The following is a 19,487-nucleotide window of genomic DNA, read 5'->3' on the forward strand; positions in this document are numbered from 1 at the left end:
CACTTTTCCAAATAATCCCAAACATTGTCACGGCAAAATGACCAATACAGTCAAGCAATTGCGCAGCGTCAGACCCGATATGCCCCAGGGTGACGGCGCCCTCCCCGGCTGGCCGCTGCTGTTGCGCGAGAGCGGTGAATCGCTGGTAGACCAGATCGTGCGCGGCATCCGCGCACGCATCGACGACAAGCTTTTGCGCAGCGGCGTGCGCATGCCCTCGATCCGGCAGTTCGCCGATGGCAACGAGATTTCGCGCTTTACCGTGGTGGAAGCCTATGACCGCCTGGTGGCCCAGGGTTATCTGGAATCGCGCCGGGGCTCCGGCTTCTACGTCAAGGAACGCTCGCCCCTGGGCGGTGGCTATGGCCACACGGCCGCCCAGGCCGAAGCCGTGGCCGAGGCCGGTCGCGAACTGGATGTGGTCTGGCTGGTGCGCAACATGTTCCGCCAGATGCCGCCGCACAAGATGCCCGGTGGCGGCCTGCTGCCGCCGGACTGGCTGGATGGCGAACTGATCGCCAACGCCCTGCGCGCCGTCAGCCGCGACAACCCTTCCCTGCTGCTGGGCTATGGCACGCCGCTGGGCTTCCTGCCGCTGCGCCAGCAATTGCAGCTGAAGCTGGCCGAGCTGGAAATCGCCGCCGCACCGGACCAGATCGTGATGACCACCGGCGTGACCCAGGGACTGGATACGGTGGCGCGCCACTTCCTGCGGCCGGGGGATGTGATCTTCGTCGATGACCCGGCCTGGTTCCTGATGTTCGGCTCCTTTGCCGCGCTGGGGGCCAAGATCGTCGGCATCCCGCGCCTGGGCGACGGCCCTGACATCGCCCGCCTGCGCGAGCTGGCGGCGGTACACAAGCCCAAGCTGTACGTGATCAACTCGGTGCTGCACAACCCGACCTCGACCTCGCTGTCGGCGGCCAAGGCCTTCCAGGTCCTGCGCATCGCCGAAGAACATGATTTCATCATCGTCGAGGATGACATCTACTGCGACATGCATCCCGGCTCGGCGGTACAACCAGCGACCCGCATCGCCGCGCTGGACCAACTGCAACGGGTAATCTACCTGGGCGGTTTTTCCAAGACCTTGTCGGCCAACCTGCGGGTGGGCTTCATCGCCACCTCGGCCGAACTGGCGCGCAGCCTGGCCGACCGCAAGCTGCTCTCGACCCTCACCACCGGCGAGATCGGCGAACGCGTGGCCTACAAGGTGCTATCGGAGGGGCATTACCGCAAGCATGCCGAACGGCTGCGGGCGCGGCTCAATGGCGCGCGCGACAAGGTGCTGCGCCAGCTTGAACGCATGGGCATGGAAGTGGGCGATCCGCCGCCCTGCGGGATGTTCCTGTGGGTCGATACCGGGCGCGACACCAATGGCATGACCGAGGAGGCGATGGAACAGGGCTTCCTGCTGGCGCCGGGCAGCCTGTTTTCGCCCTCGCAGCTGCCGTCCACGCGCATGCGCATCAACGTGGCCAGCATGTCCGATCCTGGCATCTGGCGCTTCCTGGAGCGGGCGATGGCGCGCTGAACGCCCTCGCCCGCCCGAACCACCGGGACCTCAGCTGGTCAGGTGGATGCGCGCCACTTCCTGGTTGCTGGCATTGTAGAAGGCATAGTCGGTGGTACCGGGGAAATAGACATAGTGGTCCGACCCATTGGCCATGATCTGCAGGCTTTCGCTGCCGCTCATCTTCACCGTCAACAGGTGCGAGGTGGCGCCGCTGACCATGCCCATGTTGATCACGTCCTGGGCCGTGATGATGATGTTGGTGCCATTGCCGGCGCTGACATCGAGGGTGGTGATGCCGCTGACCTTGCTGGAGAAATTGCTCAGGTTCAGGGTATTGCCCAGGTCGGCGAAATGCAGCGTCGTCACCCCGGCCACGCCATTGATGGAATCGATGTTGGAGGTGCCGGTGTTCTTGTTGACCATGTCGCTCTGCGCCCCGGCGGTACTGCCCAGGCCGGCGCTGACATTGATCAGATTCGTGCCGCTGCCCACCGTCACCGAATTGTGCCCGCCCTCGACCACGTTGAAGATATCGGTGCCGGAACTGGCGCCACCGCCCGAGAGGACGTTGGTGGTGCCGTTGCCGCGTGCGGTCAGGGTATTGGCGCTGCTGTTGCCGGCAAGGGTGCTGTTGACGCTGCTGCTGCCTTCCAGGTTGGCGATGCCGACATAGCTGTCCCCGTTGGCATCGCCGCTGCTGCCGCCGCTCACCAGGCTGGCATTGATCGCGCCGCTGGTGGAATACAGGTAGCTGACGGTATCGCTGCCGCCCGCGCCACCATTGAAGACATTGGCCGCGCTGCTGGCATAGAAGGTATCGTCGCCGGCACTGCCGGTGACGTTCTGGATGTTGACGTAGGTGTCGTTGGCGGCATAGCCATTGGCACCGGTGCCGTGGAACAGGTCCACCGTCACGCCGACCCCGCCCGAACGCGCGTAGTTGACCGTATTGTTGCCGGCGCCACCGTCGAAGGCATTGGTGGCGGCACTGGCATAGAAGGTGTCGTTGCCGGAACCGCCGATCAGGTTTTCAATATTGGTGAACTTGTCGCCGAGCGCATAGAGACCGCTGGCGGCCAGCGTATTGGTCAGGTCCACCGTCACGCCACCGGTATCGAATTCATAGCTCACCGTATCGACGCCGGCCCCGCCATCGAAGTTGTTGGCCTGGGTGCTGGCCTTGAAGAGGTCGTTGGCGCCGCTGCCGATCACGTTGTCGATGTTGAACAGGGTATCGCCCTGGGCGTCACCACCAGTGCCGGTGCCGTTCTTCAGGTCGATGGTCACGCCCAGCGTCGAGCCGGCGTAGGACGCGAAGGTCGAACCCCGGTTACCGACCACCGCGGTGATGCTGTCGGCACCCGCGCCGCCTTCCAGCACCGAGCGTGTACCGGCGGTGGAGAATCCCTTGAGCACGTCATTGAAGGCACTGCCCACCACGTTCTCGATATTGGTGTAGAGATCGCCGGCGGCATAGTTGCCGCTGCCGGTACCGGTGGCCGTGGACAGGTCCACATTCACGCCGTTGGTACCGTCGCTGCTGGTGGAGAGCGAATAGTTGACGGTGTCCGAACCGCCAGTGCCGCCATTGAGGATGTTGACTGCAGCGCTGGCCAGGAAGGTATCGTCGTTGTTGCTGCCGATGACGTTATCGATGTTGAACAGGGTATCGCCCTGGGCGTCGCCGCCGGTACCGGTCCCGTTCTTCAGGTCGATGGTCACGCCGTTGGACGACCCGGCATAGGACGCATAGGTATAGGCGCGATTGCCCAGGTCGGCAGTGATGCTGTCGGCGCCCTTGCCGCCGGTCAGTACCGACATCACGCCGACCATGGAGAAGCCCGTCAGGGTATCGGCCCAGTCGCTGCCGATGACGTTCTGGATATTGGCATAGGTATCGCCCTGGGCGTAGTTCCCCAGTCCGGTGCCGCTGGTGAGGTTGACCGTCACACCAGTGGCGCTGTTGCTGCTGGTGGAACCGGCGTAGCTGACCGTGTTCGATCCGGCTCCGCCATCCAGGAAGTTGGCGGCCGCATTGGCCACGATGGTGTCATTGCCGCTGCCGCCGGTCACGTCCTGGATGTTGGCATAGGTATCGCCATTGGCCAGGCTGCCGGTACCGCCCGTGCCGCTGCCACTGAGCAGGTTGATGGTTTCGTTGACGGTGGAGTTGGCATAGCTCACGCGATTGTGCGGCGAACCAGTGCCACCGTCCAAGAAGTTCGCTGCGGCACTGGCGACGAACACGTCATCGGCGGTACCGCCGGTGGCATCCTGGATGTTGGTGTAGGTGTCGCCATTGGCCAGGCTGCCGGTACCGCCCGTGCCGGTGCCGTTGAACAGGTCAATGGTTTCGGCCACCGTCGACGTGCTGTAGTTCACCCGGTTATGCGTACCACCACCGCCATCGAAGGCGTTGGCGGCAGCGTTGCCGTAGAAGGTGTCGTTGCCGCCGCCGCCGGTGATGTCCTGGATGTTGATGTAGGTGTCGCCATTGGCCAGGCTGTTGGTGCCGCCGCTGCCCAGGCCAGTAACCAGGTTGACGGTCTCGTCGACGCTGGAATTGGTGTAGCTCACGCGGTTATGCAGCGAGCCGGTACCACCATCGAAGAAGTTCGCTGCGGCACTGGCGACGAACACGTCATCGGCGGTGCCGCCGGTGACGTCCTGGATATTGGCATAGGTGTCGCCATTGGCCAGGCTGCCGGCGCCGCCGGTGCCGGTACCGTTGAACAGGTTGACCGTTTCCGACACCGTGGAACTGCTGTAGTTGACGCGGTTGTGGCTGCCACCACCACCATCGAAGCTGTTGGCGGCGGTATTGCCGTAGAAGGTATCGTTACCGCTGCCGCCGGTGGCGTCCTGGATGCTGGTGTAGGTGTCGCCATTGGCCAGGCTATTGGCGCCGCCGCTACCCAGCCCGCTGATCAGGTTGACCGTTTCATCGACCGTGGAATTGCTGTAGCTGACCCGGTTGTGGGTACCGCCGCCGCCATCGAAACGGTTGGCCGCCGCGCTGGCGACGAAGGTGTCGTTGCCGCTGCCGCCGCTCACGTCCTGGATGTTGGCATAGGTGTCGCCATTGGCCAGGCTGCCGGTGCCGCCACTGCCCGTGCCATTGAACAGGTTCACCGTTTCGTCGACGGTGGAATTGGTGTAGCTGACCCGGTTGTGCAGCGAACCCGTGCCGCCATCGAGGAAGTTGGCCGCCGCACTGGCGATGAAGACATCGTCGGCGGTGCCGCCGGTGGCGTCCTGGATGTTGGTATAGGTATCGCCATTGGCCAGGCTGCCGGTACCGCCGGTACCGGTGCCACCGAATAGGTCGATGGTCTCGGCCACCGTCGAGGTGCTGTAGTTGACCCGGTTGTGGCTGCCGCCCCCGCCGTCGAAACGGTTGGCGGCGGTATTGCCATAGAAGGTATCGTTGCCGCCACCGCCGGTGATGTCCTGGATGTTGATGTAGGTATCGCCATTGGCCAGGCTGCCGGTGCCGCCCGTACCCTGGCCGGTGACCAGGTTGACGGTCTCGTCGACGGTGGAATTGGTATAGCTCACCCGGTTATGCAGCGAGCCGGTGCCGCCATCGAAGAAGTTGGCAGCCGCACTGGCGATGAAGATATCGTCGGCGGTGCCACCGGTGACGTCCTGGATGTTGGCATAGGTGTCGCCGTTGGCCAGGCTGCCGGTGCCGCCCGTGCCGGTGCCGTTGAACAGGTTGACCGTCTCTGACACCGTGGAACTGCTGTAGTTGACCCGGTTATGCAGCCCGCCACCACCATCGAAGCGGTTGGCGGCGGTATTGCCATAGAAGGTATCGTTGCCGCTGCCGCCGGTGACGTCCTGGATGTTGGCATAGGTGTCGCCATTGGCCAGGCTGCCGGTGCCGCCGCTGCCCAGGCTGGTGACCAGGTTGACGGTCTCGTCCACGCTGGAATTGGCGTAGCTCACGCGGTTATGGGTGCCACCACCGCCGTCGAAATTGTTGGCAGCGGCGCTGGCGATGAAGGTGTCGTCCGCGCTACCGCCGGTGACGTCCTGGATGTTGGCATAGGTGTCGCCGTTGGCCAGGCTGCCGGCACCACCGGTCCCCACGCCGTTGAACAGGTCCACCGTTTCGGAGACGGTGGAGTTCTGGTAACTGACGCGATTGTGCGAGGCAGCCGTGCTGGCACCGCCGTCGATGTTGTTGGCGGCGGCGTTGGCGATGATCAGGTCGTCACCGGTGCCGCCGGTCACGTCCTGGATGTTGGTATAGGTGTCGCTCTGGGCATAGGTACCGCTGCCGGCACCGGTAAACAGGTTGATGGTTTCACTGCTGGTGGAATGCGCATAGCTGACGCGATTGTGCAGCGAGCCACCGCCACCGTCGAAGTTGTTGGCCGCCAGGCTGGCCACGAAGGTGTCGTCGTAGATGCTGCCGGTCAGGTCCTGGATGTTGGAGAGCTTGTCACCGGCCGCGTAGCCGCCCGAGGTGCCGGTGCCGTTGGTGTAGCTCAGGTCCACCGTGACGGCGGCGTCCGAGCTGGCATAGCTGACCCGATTGTGGGACGTGGCCGTGCTGCTGCCGCCGTCAATGCTGTTGGCCTCGGCACTGGCGATGATCAGGTCGTCCTGGGAAGAACCCACCACGTTCTGGATGGCGGTATAGCTGTCGCCGGCGGCGAAGCCGCCGCTGCCGGCGCCGGTGACCAGATTGACCGTCACCGTACCGGTCGAGAAGGCATAACTGACCGTGTTGGAACCCAGCCCACCATTGAAGACGTTGGTGTTGTTGTCGGCGATGAAGGTGTCGTCATAGGCGCTGCCGATGGCGTTCTGGATGCCGCTGTAGGTGTCGCCTGCGGCAAAACCGGTACTGCCGGTGCCATGGAACAGGTCGACCGTGACACCGTTGCCATCGCTGGCCTTGGCATAGCTGACGGTATTGTTGCCGGCGCCGCCAACGAAGGCATTGGCCGCCAGGTTGGCGATGAACAGGTCGTTGTAGTCGCTGCCGATGACGTTCTGGATATTGACGTAGGTATCGTTGTCGGCATAGCCGCCGCTGCCACTGCCCTGCACCAGGTCGACCGTCACGGCGCCGTTGGAACGGGCATAGCTGACCGTATTGGAACCGGCGCCGCCATCGAAGTTGTTGGCCGCCAGGTTGGCCACGAAGAGGTCATTGCCGCCGCCGCCGGTGAGGTCCTGGATGTTGACCAGCTTGTCGCCCTGCGCGTAGCCACCGGAGGTGCCGGTGCCATCGGTGTAGTTCAGGTCCACCGTCACGGCGGTGCTGGAGGCGGCATAGCTGACGCGGTTGTGGTTCGAGCCACCGCCGTCGAAGCTGTTGGCGGCGGAACTGGCGACGAAAGTATCGTCGTAGACGCTGCCGATCAGGTTCTGGATATTGGTGAAGGAATCGCCCGCCGCATAGTAGCCGCCGGTACCGGTGCCGATGGTATTGGTCAGATCCACCGTGACGCCGCCAGTCGAGTAGAGGTAGCTGACCGTGTTGGAGCCCCCCTTGCCGTCGAAATTATTGACGTCGGCGCTGGCAATGAAGGTGTCGTCGTAGGCGCTGCCGATCAGGTTCTGGATGTGCGCCAGCACGTCGCCCTGGGCATAGCCGCCGGAGGTGCCGGTGCCGTCGGTGTGGGTCAGGTCGACCGTCACGGCACTGGTGGAAAACTCGTAGCTCACCGTATCCGAGCCACCCAGGCCACCATTGAAATTGTTGGCGGCGGCACTTGCGGTGAAGGTGTCGGAATACGAGCTGCCGACGATGTTCTGGATGTTGGCGAAGCTGATGTTCTGCGCATACCCGCCGCTGCCGGCCTGGGTGATCATGTTGATGTTGACCGCGCCGGTGGAAGCCCCGAAGTTCAGGGTATCGGAGCCACCGCTGCCGCCGTCGATGCGGCGCGTATCCACGCCAACGATGAAGACGTCGTCGAAGGCCGAGCCGATGGCATTCTGGATGTGGTTATAGCTGTCGCCATCGGCATAGCCGCCGGTACCGCGTCCTGAGACGAAGTTGATCGACACGCCGGTGGTGGAGCCGGCATAGCTGACCGTGTCGTTGCCGCCAGTGCCGCCATCGAAGGTATTGACGTCTACGTTGCCCACGAAGGTATCGTCATAGGCGCTGCCGATGACGTTCTGGATGCGCACGTAGCTGTCGCCCGCCGCTGCCCCGCCGCTCCCCAGGCCGCTTTGCAGGTTCACATTCACGCCGGCATTGGAATTGGCGTAGGACACGGTGTTCGAACCCAAGCCGCCATCGAAGCGGTTGGCATCGCTGCTGGCCACGAAGAGATCGTTGTAGTCGCTGCCGATGGCGTTCTGGATATGGGTATAGGTGTCGCCCTGGGCGTAGCCGCCCGCCCCGGTACCGGTGATCAGGTTGACCGTCACGGCCGCATTCGAGGACACGTAGGACACCGTATCGGAACCCCCACTGCCGCCATCCAGGCGGTTGACCACGGCATTGGCGACGAAGGTATCGTCGAAGGCACTGCCGCGCAGGTTCTGGATGTTGGAGAGCTGGTCGCCCTGGGCGTCGCCGCCACTGCCCAGGCCGGTCACCAGATTGACCGTCACGCCGGCGCTGGAGCCGGCGTAGCTGGCCGTGTTGACGTTGGTACCGGTGCTGTTGACACCACCCACCAGTTGGTCGGCGCCGGCACCGCCCTGGAAGAAGGTATTGCCGCTGCCGCCGTAGATGATGTCGTTGCCGCTGCCGCCATAGAGCAGGTCATTGGCATTGCTGCCGTAGATGGTGACGCCACCGTTGCCGGCGTGTACCTCGTGCGGCTCGCCCTGGGCCGGCAACACCAGCACCGGGTCCCCGGTGGCCGGATCGAGGTAGCTCAAATCGCCATAGGTGGTGGCGTCCTTGACCGCGACGTGGCGCACATCGACCAGGGTCTGCGGGCCGCGCGAGGTCGAGACCGTGGTGGTGAAGGTGAGATCGAAGGCCTGGTGCACCGGCGATGAAGCATTGGCCTCGACCGTGTTGTACTGCAACTGCATCGGGAAATCGGTCTGGCCGGCCGCCACCGTCATCTCATAGCGACCACCACCGAGGTCGGTGGCGTTGACGATGGACATGTTGGCCGGCACGCCCGAGACGATCACCGACACCACATTGCCGTTGCCGGTGATGGTGACGTCGAACACCTTGATGAAGGTGCCGGCATTGTTGCCGGCGGCATAGATGGTGCGCACATCATTGCCGGCGTTGATCACCTGGGTGCTGAACTGCAACGGCAGGCCGGCGTCGGTGGCCGATTGCGCAATACCGCCACTGCCGTAGAGCACATCGCCGGTCTGGGTGATGGTCGCCAGGTTGACCAGCTTGATGGCCATGGCCGGCTGCGAGGGGTCGACCTGGATCGGTGGCGAAGGAATCGAACCGGGTCGCTCGGGCGGGACCTGGGGCTCGGCCGGTCTGACCGGCGGTGCGAATACCGGCGGCGTATTGGCCGTCGCGTTCTGCGATGCAACTGCGGTGGCCCCCTCCGTTGCGTGGGTAGTGTCGCCACCCACTACAGCACCGGCCGAACCGCCAGTCTTGGAGGTACCTGTGCTGCTGGTGGTGAGCGAAGCCGAGTTCTCGCTGATGATCTGGGAAAACTGGCTGCCGCCATCGTTGCCGATGCTGGCTGCATTGCGGTCCACCGTGACCTGCTGGGCCGGCGCCACATTGGTCGGGGCCGCCACCGGATCGGAATTGAGGATGCGCGACTGGTCGTTGGGCTTGAGCGCGATCTTGCCCACCGAATCGAGCAGCTTGCCGGTGTCGGCGCTGGTATCGGCAAACTTGACCTTGGACTTGTCGTCCATCGCCTCGATGGCGCCACCGGCCAGCACCACCTTGGTGCCATCGGCCATGTGCAGCACCATGTCCACGTCCACCACCTGGACGTGCTGAACGGCGGCGCGGGTGGCGCTGACCTGGAAGCTGCCGGCCTGGTCGGGCATCACCACCCGTACCGGGCCGGTGACCTTGTCCGCGGAGTTCGCTTGTGATGAGCTTGCGGTTGCCATGTTTCCTCGCTATCGAAGATCGGTTCGAATCAGGTTCGCCGTGGACTGCACGGCGTTACTGCAAAATCTGGGCCCGCGGCCCGTCGGCCACGATGCGGCCGCCGTCGATGACGACGATGCGGTCCATGTGCTGCAACAGCGCGGGGCTATGGGTGGCCACCACCAGCGTGCGCGGGCCGGCATAGGCAACCAGGCGCTCGATGATGCGGGCCTCGGTCTGCTGGTCCACGCCGGTGGTGGGCTCGTCCAGCAGCAGGATGCGCGGCGTGCTGGCGACCACCCGGGCCAGGGCCACCATCTGGCGCTGGCCACCGGAAAGATTGCCCGGCGCCTTGATGACCTGGTCCAGCCGCAGCTCGCCACGGGCGATCAGGTCGTCCAGCGAGGACACCGCCAGCGCCGCCTCGTACACCTGCCCCGGCACGCGGTCGCCAACGAAGATATTGGCCGCCACCGTGCCATCGAAGAGGAAGGGTTCCTGCGGCTTGAAGCCGATGCAGCGCATGCGGACCTCAGGGGCATAGGCCGTCACGGCCACGCCATCGATGAGCACATGGCCCTCGTCGGGATGATGCAGCCCGGCCAGCGCACGCAGCAGCGTGGACTTGCCGGAACCGGAGCGGCCAACGATGCCGACCTTCTCGCCCGGCTGCACGGTCAGGGAGACATGCTTGAGGGTCGGGGTTTCCTTCTTGTCCAGGTGCAGCAGCAGGTTGCCGACCTGGATCAGGCCGCGCATTTCCTGGCGCAGCACGTCGGCGCTGGCGGTCTCGGGCTGGGCCTCGAAGATCTGGTCGAATTCGGCGCGGGCGCGGCGAAACATCTCGATGCGCCCCAACAGCGCCGCCAGCGACGACAGCACCGTGGCGGCACGGCTGATCAGGAGTGAACAGGCGATCAGTGCGCCCACGGTCAAGAGGTTGTCTTCCACCAGATAGACGCCCACCACCAGCGTGGCCACCGAGATGAAGGTGTAGCCAACGCTGGAAATGGCATAGCTGGTATTCATCCAGAAACGGCTCTTGGCCTGGGCCACGGCATTGGCGGCGGCGTCGATCTGGAAACTGCGCAGGAGCCTGTCCTGCAAGGGCGTGGTCTTCAGGGTTTCCATGCCGTAGACGATGCTGGCGAGCTTGTCGACCTTGCCGGCGCCGGCCTTCATGGCGGTATTGGCATAGTCGTTGGCCGGCACCTTGAGCAAGAGCTGCAGTCCCACCAGCAGGGCTCCGCCCACCAGCAGCACCCACACCATGTGGCCGCCGATCAGGCCCAGCACCACCAGATAGAGCAGCAGGAAGGGCAAGTCCACCAGCAACAGCATGTAGTTGGAGGACAACAGGTCACGCGCGGCCGAAAGATCGCGGTAACGTGCCAGCACCACCCCGACCGGGGCCTGCACCTTGGCGGTCAAGAGGCGACGTGCCGAGACCTCGTCGAACTCGGTATCCAGGCGCCCGGCCAGTTGTTCGGTGTAGTACACGCGGATGACGCGCAATACCATTTCCAGCGCCATGAACAGCAGCATGCCCAGGGTCAGCGCCCAGAGTGTCTCCGGGATGTGGTTGCCCAGGACCTTGTCGTAGATCAGCCGCGAATACAGCGGCATGAGCAGGCCCAGCAGGTTGACCAGCACCCCGGCCACGATGATCTCCACGAAGCGACTGCCATAGGCGCGCAGCAGCGACAGGTAGCTGGGGTCCTGCCGCAGGTCCTGCAGGACGTGCGGCTGATCGATGTGGACCTGTTCGCTGGCGTTCATGGTGCGGTGGCCGATTCTCTTATGCTGCGTTGTGTGGCGTTATGCCGCGCTCAGGCCTGGCCGCCGCGGTTGGCGGTGGTGATTTCGCGGATGGCTTCGCGCAGTTCCAGGCGCAGGTCCTTGACCATGGTCTGGCGGCCACTGCGCATTTCGTCGATGACGGTCTGCCAATTGATGTTCTGGCGCATCAGGGCTTCGGTGATGGAGGTCAGCGATTGCGGGATCGCGCCCAGGTTCTTGACGCGGTCGTTCTGGGTCGCCATGTGCTTGGCCAGGTCGATCTGCAGCTGGCGTGCCGACAGCGCATCGCGGGCCATGTTGCTGGAGTTCTCGCCGATGGTGTTGCCCAGTTCGTTCAGGCGTGCCGCGACGGTGGCCTGCAGTTCGCCCTGGTACTGGATGGCGCCCATCTCGTCGGCCAGGCGCACGGAAATCTGGTTCAGCAGGGCCGGCAGTTGCGCGATGTTCTGCGCGTTCTTTTCGTTCATGTTGGAGATTTCGCCCTGCTGCGTCTGCAGCGAGCTCAGCGCGGTGGACAGCGCCAGCTGGCCGGCCTGGATGGTGGTGACGATCTGCGGCAGCACTTCGAAGGTACGGTTGGCGATGTCGCCGTTGACCGAGAGGCGTTCTTCCAGCGAGGACAGGCTGTCGGAGAGGTCGCGCGCCGAGGTGATCTTGGTGTTGATCAACTGGCCGACGGTACGGATTTCTTCCAGCGTCTGCTGCGCGGTTTCATGCATGCGCGGGCCGAAGGCCACCAGTTGGCGCAGGCTACGCGATTCTTCCATGCTGTCGTTGAAGAGCTGGACGATGTTGTTCAAGCGGTCATTGAGGCCTTCGAGCTTGATGCCGGCCTGCAGCGACGCTTCCGAGCTGTTGCGGGCGGCCATGATGGATTCACGCTGCAAGACCATCAGATCCTGCAGGAATTCGGCCAGGAATGATTCGGACACGCCCTGGCGTTGAGTGGCAGCCGGACCGGTGGCATCGTGCACCACGTGCTGCACCATGTCGCTGATGCATTCGCGGGCGCGGGCCACCAGCTTCTTGCTGGCCGCGCGCAGCGGTGTCAGGGTCAGGCCCAGAACCAGCGAACCGATCAGGCCGAACATCGAGGCCGAGAAGGCGGTGCCCATCGAGGCCAGCGGTTTCTGCAGGTCGGCCACCAGGTGCATGAAGGAGGCATCCAGGTCGCCGCCGGTACTGGCCTTGCCGAAGCCGTCGATCAGTTCGGCGGTGCTGACCAGGGTTTCGAGCAGGCCGATGAAGGTCCCCAGCAGGCCCAGCGCGATCATGAAGCCGGTCAGGAATTGCGGGAACTCGGTCTTGGCGTCGAGGTGGGCGCGCAGGTCGTGCAGGGAGCCTTCGATGGTTTCCTGTTCGATACGCGAGGTCAGGCGGCCCTTGGTGCTGGCCACGCTCACCAGGACCTGACCGATCTCGGTACCGGCAAACTCGGGCGCCTTGACCAGGCTTTCCATGGATTCGCCGGCCTTGGTGCGGTCATAGAACTGCATCAGCTTGGTGTGTTCCCAGTTGACGCGGTACAGGTTGTAGCCGATCAGGCCGATCCCGAACAGCGCCACGGCGATGATGAACAGGTTCAGGAAGGGGTTGATCTGGATGGCATGCCCCACGAAGCCCCGGAACAGGAAGGCGCCCAACAGCAGCAGGAGCGTCGGGATGGCGGCAAGTGCATAGAACTGGCGAAGGTTTTTCATACGTGCGAGGTTCCGGAGAAAAGAACGCAGGGGATGTGGATGGTGCAGAAAACGTCAACGGTCGCAACACCCATCGGGGTGGGCGTTTGCGACCGGTGAAACCGGGCTTGCAGGCGGTGCGCGACAGTCATCGCGGCTCCCGCAGGGCACCCTGGCCGAAGCGCGACAGGGGCGACATCAGGTACTGCCAGACGGTACGGCGGCCGACGATGATGTCGGCGCTGGCGGTCATGCCGGGCATCAGGTCCAGCTTGCGCTGCAAGGCGCTGTCGCCGCGCTGCACGGCGATCTTGATGCGATAGCTGCGCTCGCCGCGCTGGTTGTTCTCGTCGGGGACGGTATCGGCGCTGATCTCGGTGACCACACCTTCCATGGCGCCATAGACGCCATAGTCATAGGCCGAGACCTTGACCCGCGCACGGGCGCCGGTGACCAGTTCGGCGCGGTCGGTGGGGGAGATACGGGCTTCGATGACCAGCTTGTCGTCGCTGGGGGTCATCTCGATGATGGGGTCGCCCGGGCGCACCACCCCGCCCACGGTATTGATCATGACGCGGTTGACCACGCCATCCATGGGCGCCTTGACTTCGGAGCGGGAAACCCGGTCATTGCGCGACTTGATTTCTTCCTGCAGGCGCGCCAGTTCGTTTTCGGTGGCGGTCAGGTCGGTACGGGCATCAGAGCGAAAGCGCGAGGAAGCTTCCCCCATCTTGGCCTGGGATTCGGCGATGGCGGCCTTCAGGCGCGGGATCATGGCGTCGGTGGCAGCCAGCCGGCTCTGTGCATCCTGCACGCGGGCCGCGGCCTGGATATCTTCCAGCTGGGAGGCGGCATTGCGCTCCAGCATGTTGTGGATCAGCTTGTACTGGCGCTGGGCCAGGTCGACTTCGCTGGCCTGGCTCTTCTGGCGGCTCACGGCCTCGCCCAGTTCGCCCTGACGCTGGGCGGCCTGTTCGCGCAGCACCGACATTTCCTGCGTCAGCTTGGCGGCGCGGGCGGCGAAGGCAGCCTGTTCGCTTTGCACGGCCGGATCATCGCGTTCCAGATCGGCCGGCATCTGCAGGCTGGCCGCGCCGGAGGATTCGGCCGAGAGCCGCGCCATCCTGGCGCGCAGGCCGAGGATTTTCACGCGGCCTTCGCCGAGGTCGGCATTGGCACGCACGTCGGCAATGGAGATCAGGGTCTGGCCCTTCTTGACCACCGCGCCTTCGCGCACCAGGATGGCCGAGACGATGCCGCCCTCCAGATGCTGGATCACCTGGTTATGTTCTGAGGCGACGATGCGCCCGCTGCCGCGCACCACCATGTCGATCGGTGCCAGGATCGACCACAGCACCAGCAAGGCCAGCAACAGCGCACAGGCCAGAACCGCCAGGCGCGGACGCGGCATGGCGTGCAACTGGCCCAGGCGGCGGTCCAGGCGCGGCGCCACGCGGCGCATGAAGCCCTTGCCGCGGGAGGCAATCCCGTGGTCGGCGCCGGGCTTGAGCGAGAGCGTCATTTTGCCGAGGCCTGATATTGCACGACCACGCGGGCGTCGTTGCCGCTACCGTTCTGGTCGGTGGCCACGCGACTGGTCACGCGCTCCTTGTCGACCCCGGCATCGATGAGGTAATTGCGCACGGCGACGGTGCGGTAGTAGGCACGGCGGCGGCTTTCACTGTAGCTGCCACTGCCGATGACGCCGGTGACCACGATCTTGCCCTGGCTGGATTTGACGCGCCGGACCCAGTCGCCGATGCTCTTGTCGAGGGCCTTGCCGCCCTCCTCGTTCAACTGGGTGGAGTCGGCGTCGAAATTCAGGGTGACGGCCTTTTCGTTGGCATCAATGCGCAGGCCGGGAGCCACTTCCTTGTCGTTGGGTTCGGTCTTGACCTGGATCGCGTTGGGGCTGGATGGCGCGGCGCTGCTACGCAGGCTGCCATTGTCCGATTGCAGCGGCGGTGCGGCCAGCTTGGCTTTCAGGGTCGCCACTTCGCGCTTGAGCTGTTCGATTTCCTTGGCCTTCTCGCGCTCGCCCGGGGTCTCGGCAGCGCTCGATGCGGCGTTGTTGGCTGCGCTGCTGGCACTGCTGGCGTTAGTGGGCGCATTCTCGTTCTGGCGCTCGGCCCCGCTGCGTTCGGCGGCCGCCACATCTTTCCGGGATGCCTTGACCTCGCGCTGGTTGTGGCTCTGCGTCTGCGAGATCAACTGGCTGACCTTGGTCTGCGCCAGCTTCTGCGAGTAGTAGAACAAGGTCACCACGAACACCACCACCACGAAGATCATCACCAGCACTACGTTGGACAGCGCGTCCACGAAGCCTGGCCAGAAATTCTGTTCCCTTCCGCCCTCCATGTGTCCCCCGTCCTATTTCGCTGCCCGCGCGGGCAGGGTTTCCAGCGCCGAGGCGCGCCCCGTATTGCGCAGGATCTGATAGCTGATGTCGGCCTGCTGGAACAGCAGGTTGGCAAAATCGGTACGCGCCTGGTAGGCCTGCTGGTAGGCATCCAGCACGTCCAGCAATTGCTTGCTGCCGGTGGACAACTGTTCCAGGAAGACATCGGCCACGTTGGCATTGGTCAGGTACGCCTGGCGCGAGATTTCCATGCGCTTTCTCACCGCGCCCAGGGTGCGGTAGTTGATCTCGATCTGCTCACGCAACTTGCGTTCCAGGTCCAGCGCGGTGTTGCTCTTTTCGACGTACTTGGCGCCGGCCTGCTTGGTGTAATAGACGTCGGAGCCGCCGTTGAGCAGGTTCATCGACATCACCAGCATCAGGCGGCGGTCGGTGGTCTGCTGCAGGGCGTTGGTGGTGGTATCGATGGCGCCGCCGACACCACGGCTCTTGATCTGGGTCCATTCCAGCGCCAGCGTGGGCGAGAACTTGGCACGGGCCGACTTCAGTTCCTGGTTGGCCGCATCCAGATCGCGCCGGGCGGCACGCACGCCGGGATTGGTGTCATAGACGTCCTGCAGGGCCAGTCTGGAGGTGTCGGGAACCACCGGCATCATGTGGTCGGGCACTTCCAGTTGCTCGATCTTGCGACCGGTGACCTGGTTCAGGGTCACCATGGCGCTTTCCAGGGCACCTTCAGCCTCGGCCACGGCGGACTGGGCAGTCAGCGAGCGGCCGCGCACGCGTTCGAAATCGATACGACTGGCGCCGCCGCCTTCGAGACGCTTGTTCATGTAGTCCAGCAAGGCGCTCATGCGCTGCGAATAGCTGCGGGCGAAGGACAGCGAGGCATACGCCCGCATGACGTCGTAGTAGGCCTTGATGGCGTTGTAGTACAGGGTCTCGCGGGCGTCGTCGCGGCGCAGGTCGGCGGCATCAGCCAGGGAACTGGACTTGCGGTAGTCGTAGTAGGAGCCGGGCGCGAAGATGGGCTGGCGGCCGATCAGCGTGACATCCCAGCGCTTGTGGTAGTTCGCACGCTGTACCAGGCCGGTATTGGGGTCGAGCACGGAGGAAGGCGAGGAATACTCGTTGCCCTTCTGCGCCCGCACGTCCAGGGTCGGCCCCATCTGCCCGGCAGTGGCCTTGGACGCATAGCGGGCCTGGTCGGCCTGGGCCGCCGTGGCGGCATAGCTGTAGCTGTTGTTGAGCGCCAGGTCCAGCACGCTGCGCAGGGTCAGGTCGGGGACGACATCGCCCTCGGTGACGATGCTGATCTGGGGCAGTGCGATGAGATTGCCTGAAAAGGCGGGATCGGACTGGCGCAACAGCAGCAGGATTTCATCCTGCGCCGAAGGCGCCGGGGTATCGGCCGGCAAGGCCGGCAGGCGATAGTCGGCCAGCGCCGGACCGGCCGGATCGGCGCCCAGGCGGATCTGGGGCGGTACATCCAGGGTGCCGCCGTTCTGGGGCGGTACGTTCACCGCCGCTCTGGACGCTGCCGGCGGCTCCGCCGGTAGCGGCGGGTTATCTGCAGACCGTGCCATCTGGGGCGCGGTCAGTCCGAGTGAAACTGCGAATATGAACGGTTTGCTCTTGAAAACTCTCATCAACGCGATCAGCCGGTACCGGACCGGCCTCCCCTGCCCCAAAACACCCTTAGGAAAGAATCGCCAGCCAGCGCTGCAATTCCAGTTATCAGGCACGGGACGCATATTCTTATTCTTTGCAAGTCCCGGCCTGGCCCTCCGCTTCCGCCTCCCTCTTTTGGGGAAAAGCGAAAATTATTACTATTTTGTCAAAACAATTCTATCACTCGAGGATTGCAACTCAATTACAAATAAGGCCAAAAAACCGTTTAATTTCAATTGACTTGATAAAAATTAATATTCGCAATTATGGTGAGCTTGTTGCTGCCGTGCCATCAGGAAATACCGCAGATGGCCAACGAACTGAAAAACTCTTTGAAAATGCGGTTGAAAAACCACAAGTCTCTCCCTATATCCAGCCCACAGGCGATTGCCGCAAGCTATTCAACTCATCCATTTCTTCAATAAGGACACAAACATGGCCACCGAAAAACAGACCATGGGCTTCCAGGCCGAAGTCAAGCAACTGCTGCAGTTGATGATCCATTCGCTGTATTCGAACAAGGAAATCTTCCTGCGCGAGCTGGTCTCCAACGCCTCCGATGCGGCCGACAAGCTGCGCTTCGAGGCGATCAACAACGCCGATCTGTACGAGGACGACGCGGAACTGAAGATCCGGATCAGCTTCGACAAGGCGGCGCGCACCATCACCATTTCCGACAATGGCATCGGCATGAACCGTGACGAAGCCATTTCGCACCTGGGTACCATCGCCAAGTCGGGCACCAAGGAATTCTTCTCCCGCCTGTCGGGCGACCAGCAAAGGGATGCGGCCCTGATCGGCCAGTTCGGCGTGGGCTTCTATTCCGGTTTCATCATCGCCGACCGCATCACGGTCGAGACGCGCCGTGCCGGCACCCCGGCCGCTGAGGGCGTGCGCTGGGAATCCGAAGGCGCGGGCGATTTCTCCATCGAGCAGATCGACAAACCGACCCGTGGCACCGACATCATCCTGCACCTGCGCGAGGGTGAGGACGAGTTCCTCTCGGCCTGGCAGTTGAAGTCCATCATCCGCAAGTATTCGGATCACATTTCCCTGCCCATCCTGATGCACAAGGAAGAATGGGACGAGGAAAAGAAGGAAACCGTACAGAAGGACGAGCTGGAGACCGTGAACCAGGCCAGCGCGCTCTGGAGCCGCAGCAAGTCCGAGATCACGCCGGAACAATATGAAGAGTTCTACAAGCACGTGTCGCACGACTTCGGCGCACCGCTGGCCTATACCCACAACCGGGTCGAAGGTCGCAGCGAATATACGCAGCTGCTCTACATCCCGGCGCGCGCCCCGTTCGACCTGTGGGACCGCAACAAGCGCGGCGGCATCAAGCTCTACGTCAAGCGCGTGTTCATCATGGATGACGCCGAGCAGCTGATGCCGGTCTACCTGCGCTTCGTCAAGGGCGTGATCGACTCGGCCGACCTGCCGCTGAACGTGTCGCGCGAAATCCTGCAGGAGTCGCGCGACGTGCGTGCCATCCGCGATGGTTCGGCCAAGCGCGTGCTGGGCCTGCTGGAAGAGCTGGCCAACAGCGAGGACCAGGCGCAGAAGGACAAGTACGCCAGCTTCTGGACCGAGTTCGGCCAGGTGCTCAAGGAAGGCATCGGCGAAGACGCGGCCAACAAGGAGCGCATCGCCAAGCTGCTGCGCTTCGCCTCGACCCATAACGACAGCGAGGTGCAGAACGTCGCGCTGGCCGATTACCTGGGCCGCATGAAGGAAGGCCAGGACAAGATCTATTACGTCACCGCCGAAACCTTCCCAGCGGCCAAGAACAGCCCGCACCTGGAAATCTTCCGCAAGAAGGGGGTGGAAGTGCTGCTGCTGACGGACCGCGTGGACGAATGGATGCTGTCCTTCCTGACCGAGTTCGAGGGCAAGGAACTGGCCTCGGTGGCCAAGGGTGGCCTGGATCTGGGCCAGCTGGAAAACGAGGCCGAGAAGAAGCAGCATGAAGATACGCAGGCCGAATACAAGGACCTGGTCGAGAAGATGAAGACCGCCCTGGCCGACAAGGCCAAGGATGTACGCGTGACCTTCCGCCTGACCGACTCCCCGGCTTGCCTGGTGGCCGACGAGAACGAGCTGTCGGGCAATCTGGTGCGCATGTTGAAGGCAGCTGGACAGGCCGCGCCGGATTCCAAGCCGACCCTGGAAATCAATCCGGATCACCCGCTGGTGCAGCGCCTGAAGTATGAAGAGGCGCGCTTCGACGACTGGTCGCACATCCTGTACGACCAGGCCCTGCTGGCCGAAGGCGGCGCGCTGGCCGACCCGGCCAGCTTCGTCAAGCGGACCAATGACATGCTGCTGGCCATGGCTGGCAAGTAAGCAGGAGCAGCTGGCGCCCGGCTCGGGTGCCATCCATCGCTAGAGACGCCGCAGCACTCCGGTCACTCCGGGTGCGGCGGCGTTTTGCATGGAGGCTTGCCG

8 protein-coding genes are annotated in these 19,487 nt (G+C 63.7%); 2 read left to right on the forward strand and 6 right to left on the reverse strand.

The window, feature by feature from the left end; all coding sequences use genetic code 11:
- Window positions 1-37: 37 nt before the first annotated feature.
- On the forward strand, window positions 38-1,534 hold the full coding sequence (locus I5R65_RS04195) for a PLP-dependent aminotransferase family protein (protein ID WP_180667525.1): 1,497 nt from the start codon (window positions 38-40) through the stop codon (window positions 1,532-1,534).
- Between the two features lie 30 nt (window positions 1,535-1,564).
- Here the strand turns inward: I5R65_RS04195 and I5R65_RS04200 are convergent, their stop codons facing one another.
- The 6 genes from I5R65_RS04200 to I5R65_RS04225 all read right to left on the reverse strand — a co-directional run bounded on the left by I5R65_RS04200 (window position 1,565) and on the right by I5R65_RS04225 (window position 17,017).
- Window positions 1,565-9,550 carry an S-layer family protein gene (locus tag I5R65_RS04200; protein WP_180667523.1) on the reverse strand — a complete coding sequence of 2,662 codons (7,986 nt, stop codon included), beginning with the start codon at window positions 9,548-9,550 and terminating at the stop codon, window positions 1,565-1,567.
- Window positions 9,551-9,605: 55 nt separating this feature from the next.
- Complete coding sequence (locus I5R65_RS04205) at window positions 9,606-11,309, reverse strand: peptidase domain-containing ABC transporter (RefSeq protein WP_180667521.1); 1,704 nt, start codon at window positions 11,307-11,309, stop codon at window positions 9,606-9,608.
- A 50-nt stretch (window positions 11,310-11,359) separates the two neighbouring features.
- Window positions 11,360-13,030: a biopolymer transporter ExbB gene (locus I5R65_RS04210; protein WP_180667519.1), complete on the reverse strand. Its 1,671-nt coding sequence runs from the start codon at window positions 13,028-13,030 to the stop codon at window positions 11,360-11,362.
- A gap of 127 nt (window positions 13,031-13,157) precedes the next feature.
- Window positions 13,158-14,531, reverse strand: a complete 1,374-nt coding sequence (locus tag I5R65_RS04215; protein ID WP_180667518.1) for an HlyD family type I secretion periplasmic adaptor subunit — start codon at window positions 14,529-14,531, stop codon at window positions 13,158-13,160.
- Complete coding sequence (locus tag I5R65_RS04220) at window positions 14,528-15,367, reverse strand: OmpA family protein (RefSeq protein ID WP_180667516.1); 840 nt, start codon at window positions 15,365-15,367, stop codon at window positions 14,528-14,530. The genes I5R65_RS04215 and I5R65_RS04220 overlap by 4 nt, the downstream gene beginning before the upstream one ends.
- A 12-nt stretch (window positions 15,368-15,379) precedes the next feature.
- A complete protein-coding gene (locus tag I5R65_RS04225) occupies window positions 15,380-17,017 on the reverse strand; it encodes a TolC family protein (RefSeq protein ID WP_219341784.1) in 1,638 nt (545 codons plus the stop codon).
- A gap of 457 nt (window positions 17,018-17,474) precedes the next feature.
- On the opposite strand from I5R65_RS04225, the gene htpG reads away from it, so the two are divergent.
- Window positions 17,475-19,385, forward strand: coding sequence for a molecular chaperone HtpG (gene htpG, locus I5R65_RS04230; RefSeq protein ID WP_180667514.1), 1,911 nt, complete (start codon window positions 17,475-17,477; stop codon window positions 19,383-19,385).
- Window positions 19,386-19,487: the final 102 nt, after the last annotated feature.

This window comes from Herbaspirillum sp. AP02 (assembly GCF_015767275.1).
GTDB lineage: Bacteria > Pseudomonadota > Gammaproteobacteria > Burkholderiales > Burkholderiaceae_D > Herbaspirillum.

Excerpts from the sequence above, each read along its gene's own strand:
- I5R65_RS04200 (WP_180667523.1), bottom strand. The coding sequence starts at position 9,550 with ATGGCAACCGCAAGCTCATCACAAGCGAACTCCGCGGACAAGGTCACC.
- I5R65_RS04205 (WP_180667521.1), bottom strand. The coding sequence starts at position 11,309 with ATGAACGCCAGCGAACAGGTCCACATCGATCAGCCGCACGTCCTGCAG.
- htpG (WP_180667514.1), top strand. The coding sequence starts at position 17,475 with ATGGCCACCGAAAAACAGACCATGGGCTTCCAGGCCGAAGTCAAGCAA.
- I5R65_RS04225 (WP_219341784.1), bottom strand. The coding sequence starts at position 17,017 with ATGAGAGTTTTCAAGAGCAAACCGTTCATATTCGCAGTTTCACTCGGA.
- I5R65_RS04220 (WP_180667516.1), bottom strand. The coding sequence starts at position 15,367 with ATGGAGGGCGGAAGGGAACAGAATTTCTGGCCAGGCTTCGTGGACGCG.
- I5R65_RS04195 (WP_180667525.1), top strand. The coding sequence starts at position 38 with ATGACCAATACAGTCAAGCAATTGCGCAGCGTCAGACCCGATATGCCC.
- I5R65_RS04210 (WP_180667519.1), bottom strand. The coding sequence starts at position 13,030 with ATGAAAAACCTTCGCCAGTTCTATGCACTTGCCGCCATCCCGACGCTC.
- I5R65_RS04215 (WP_180667518.1), bottom strand. The coding sequence starts at position 14,531 with ATGACGCTCTCGCTCAAGCCCGGCGCCGACCACGGGATTGCCTCCCGC.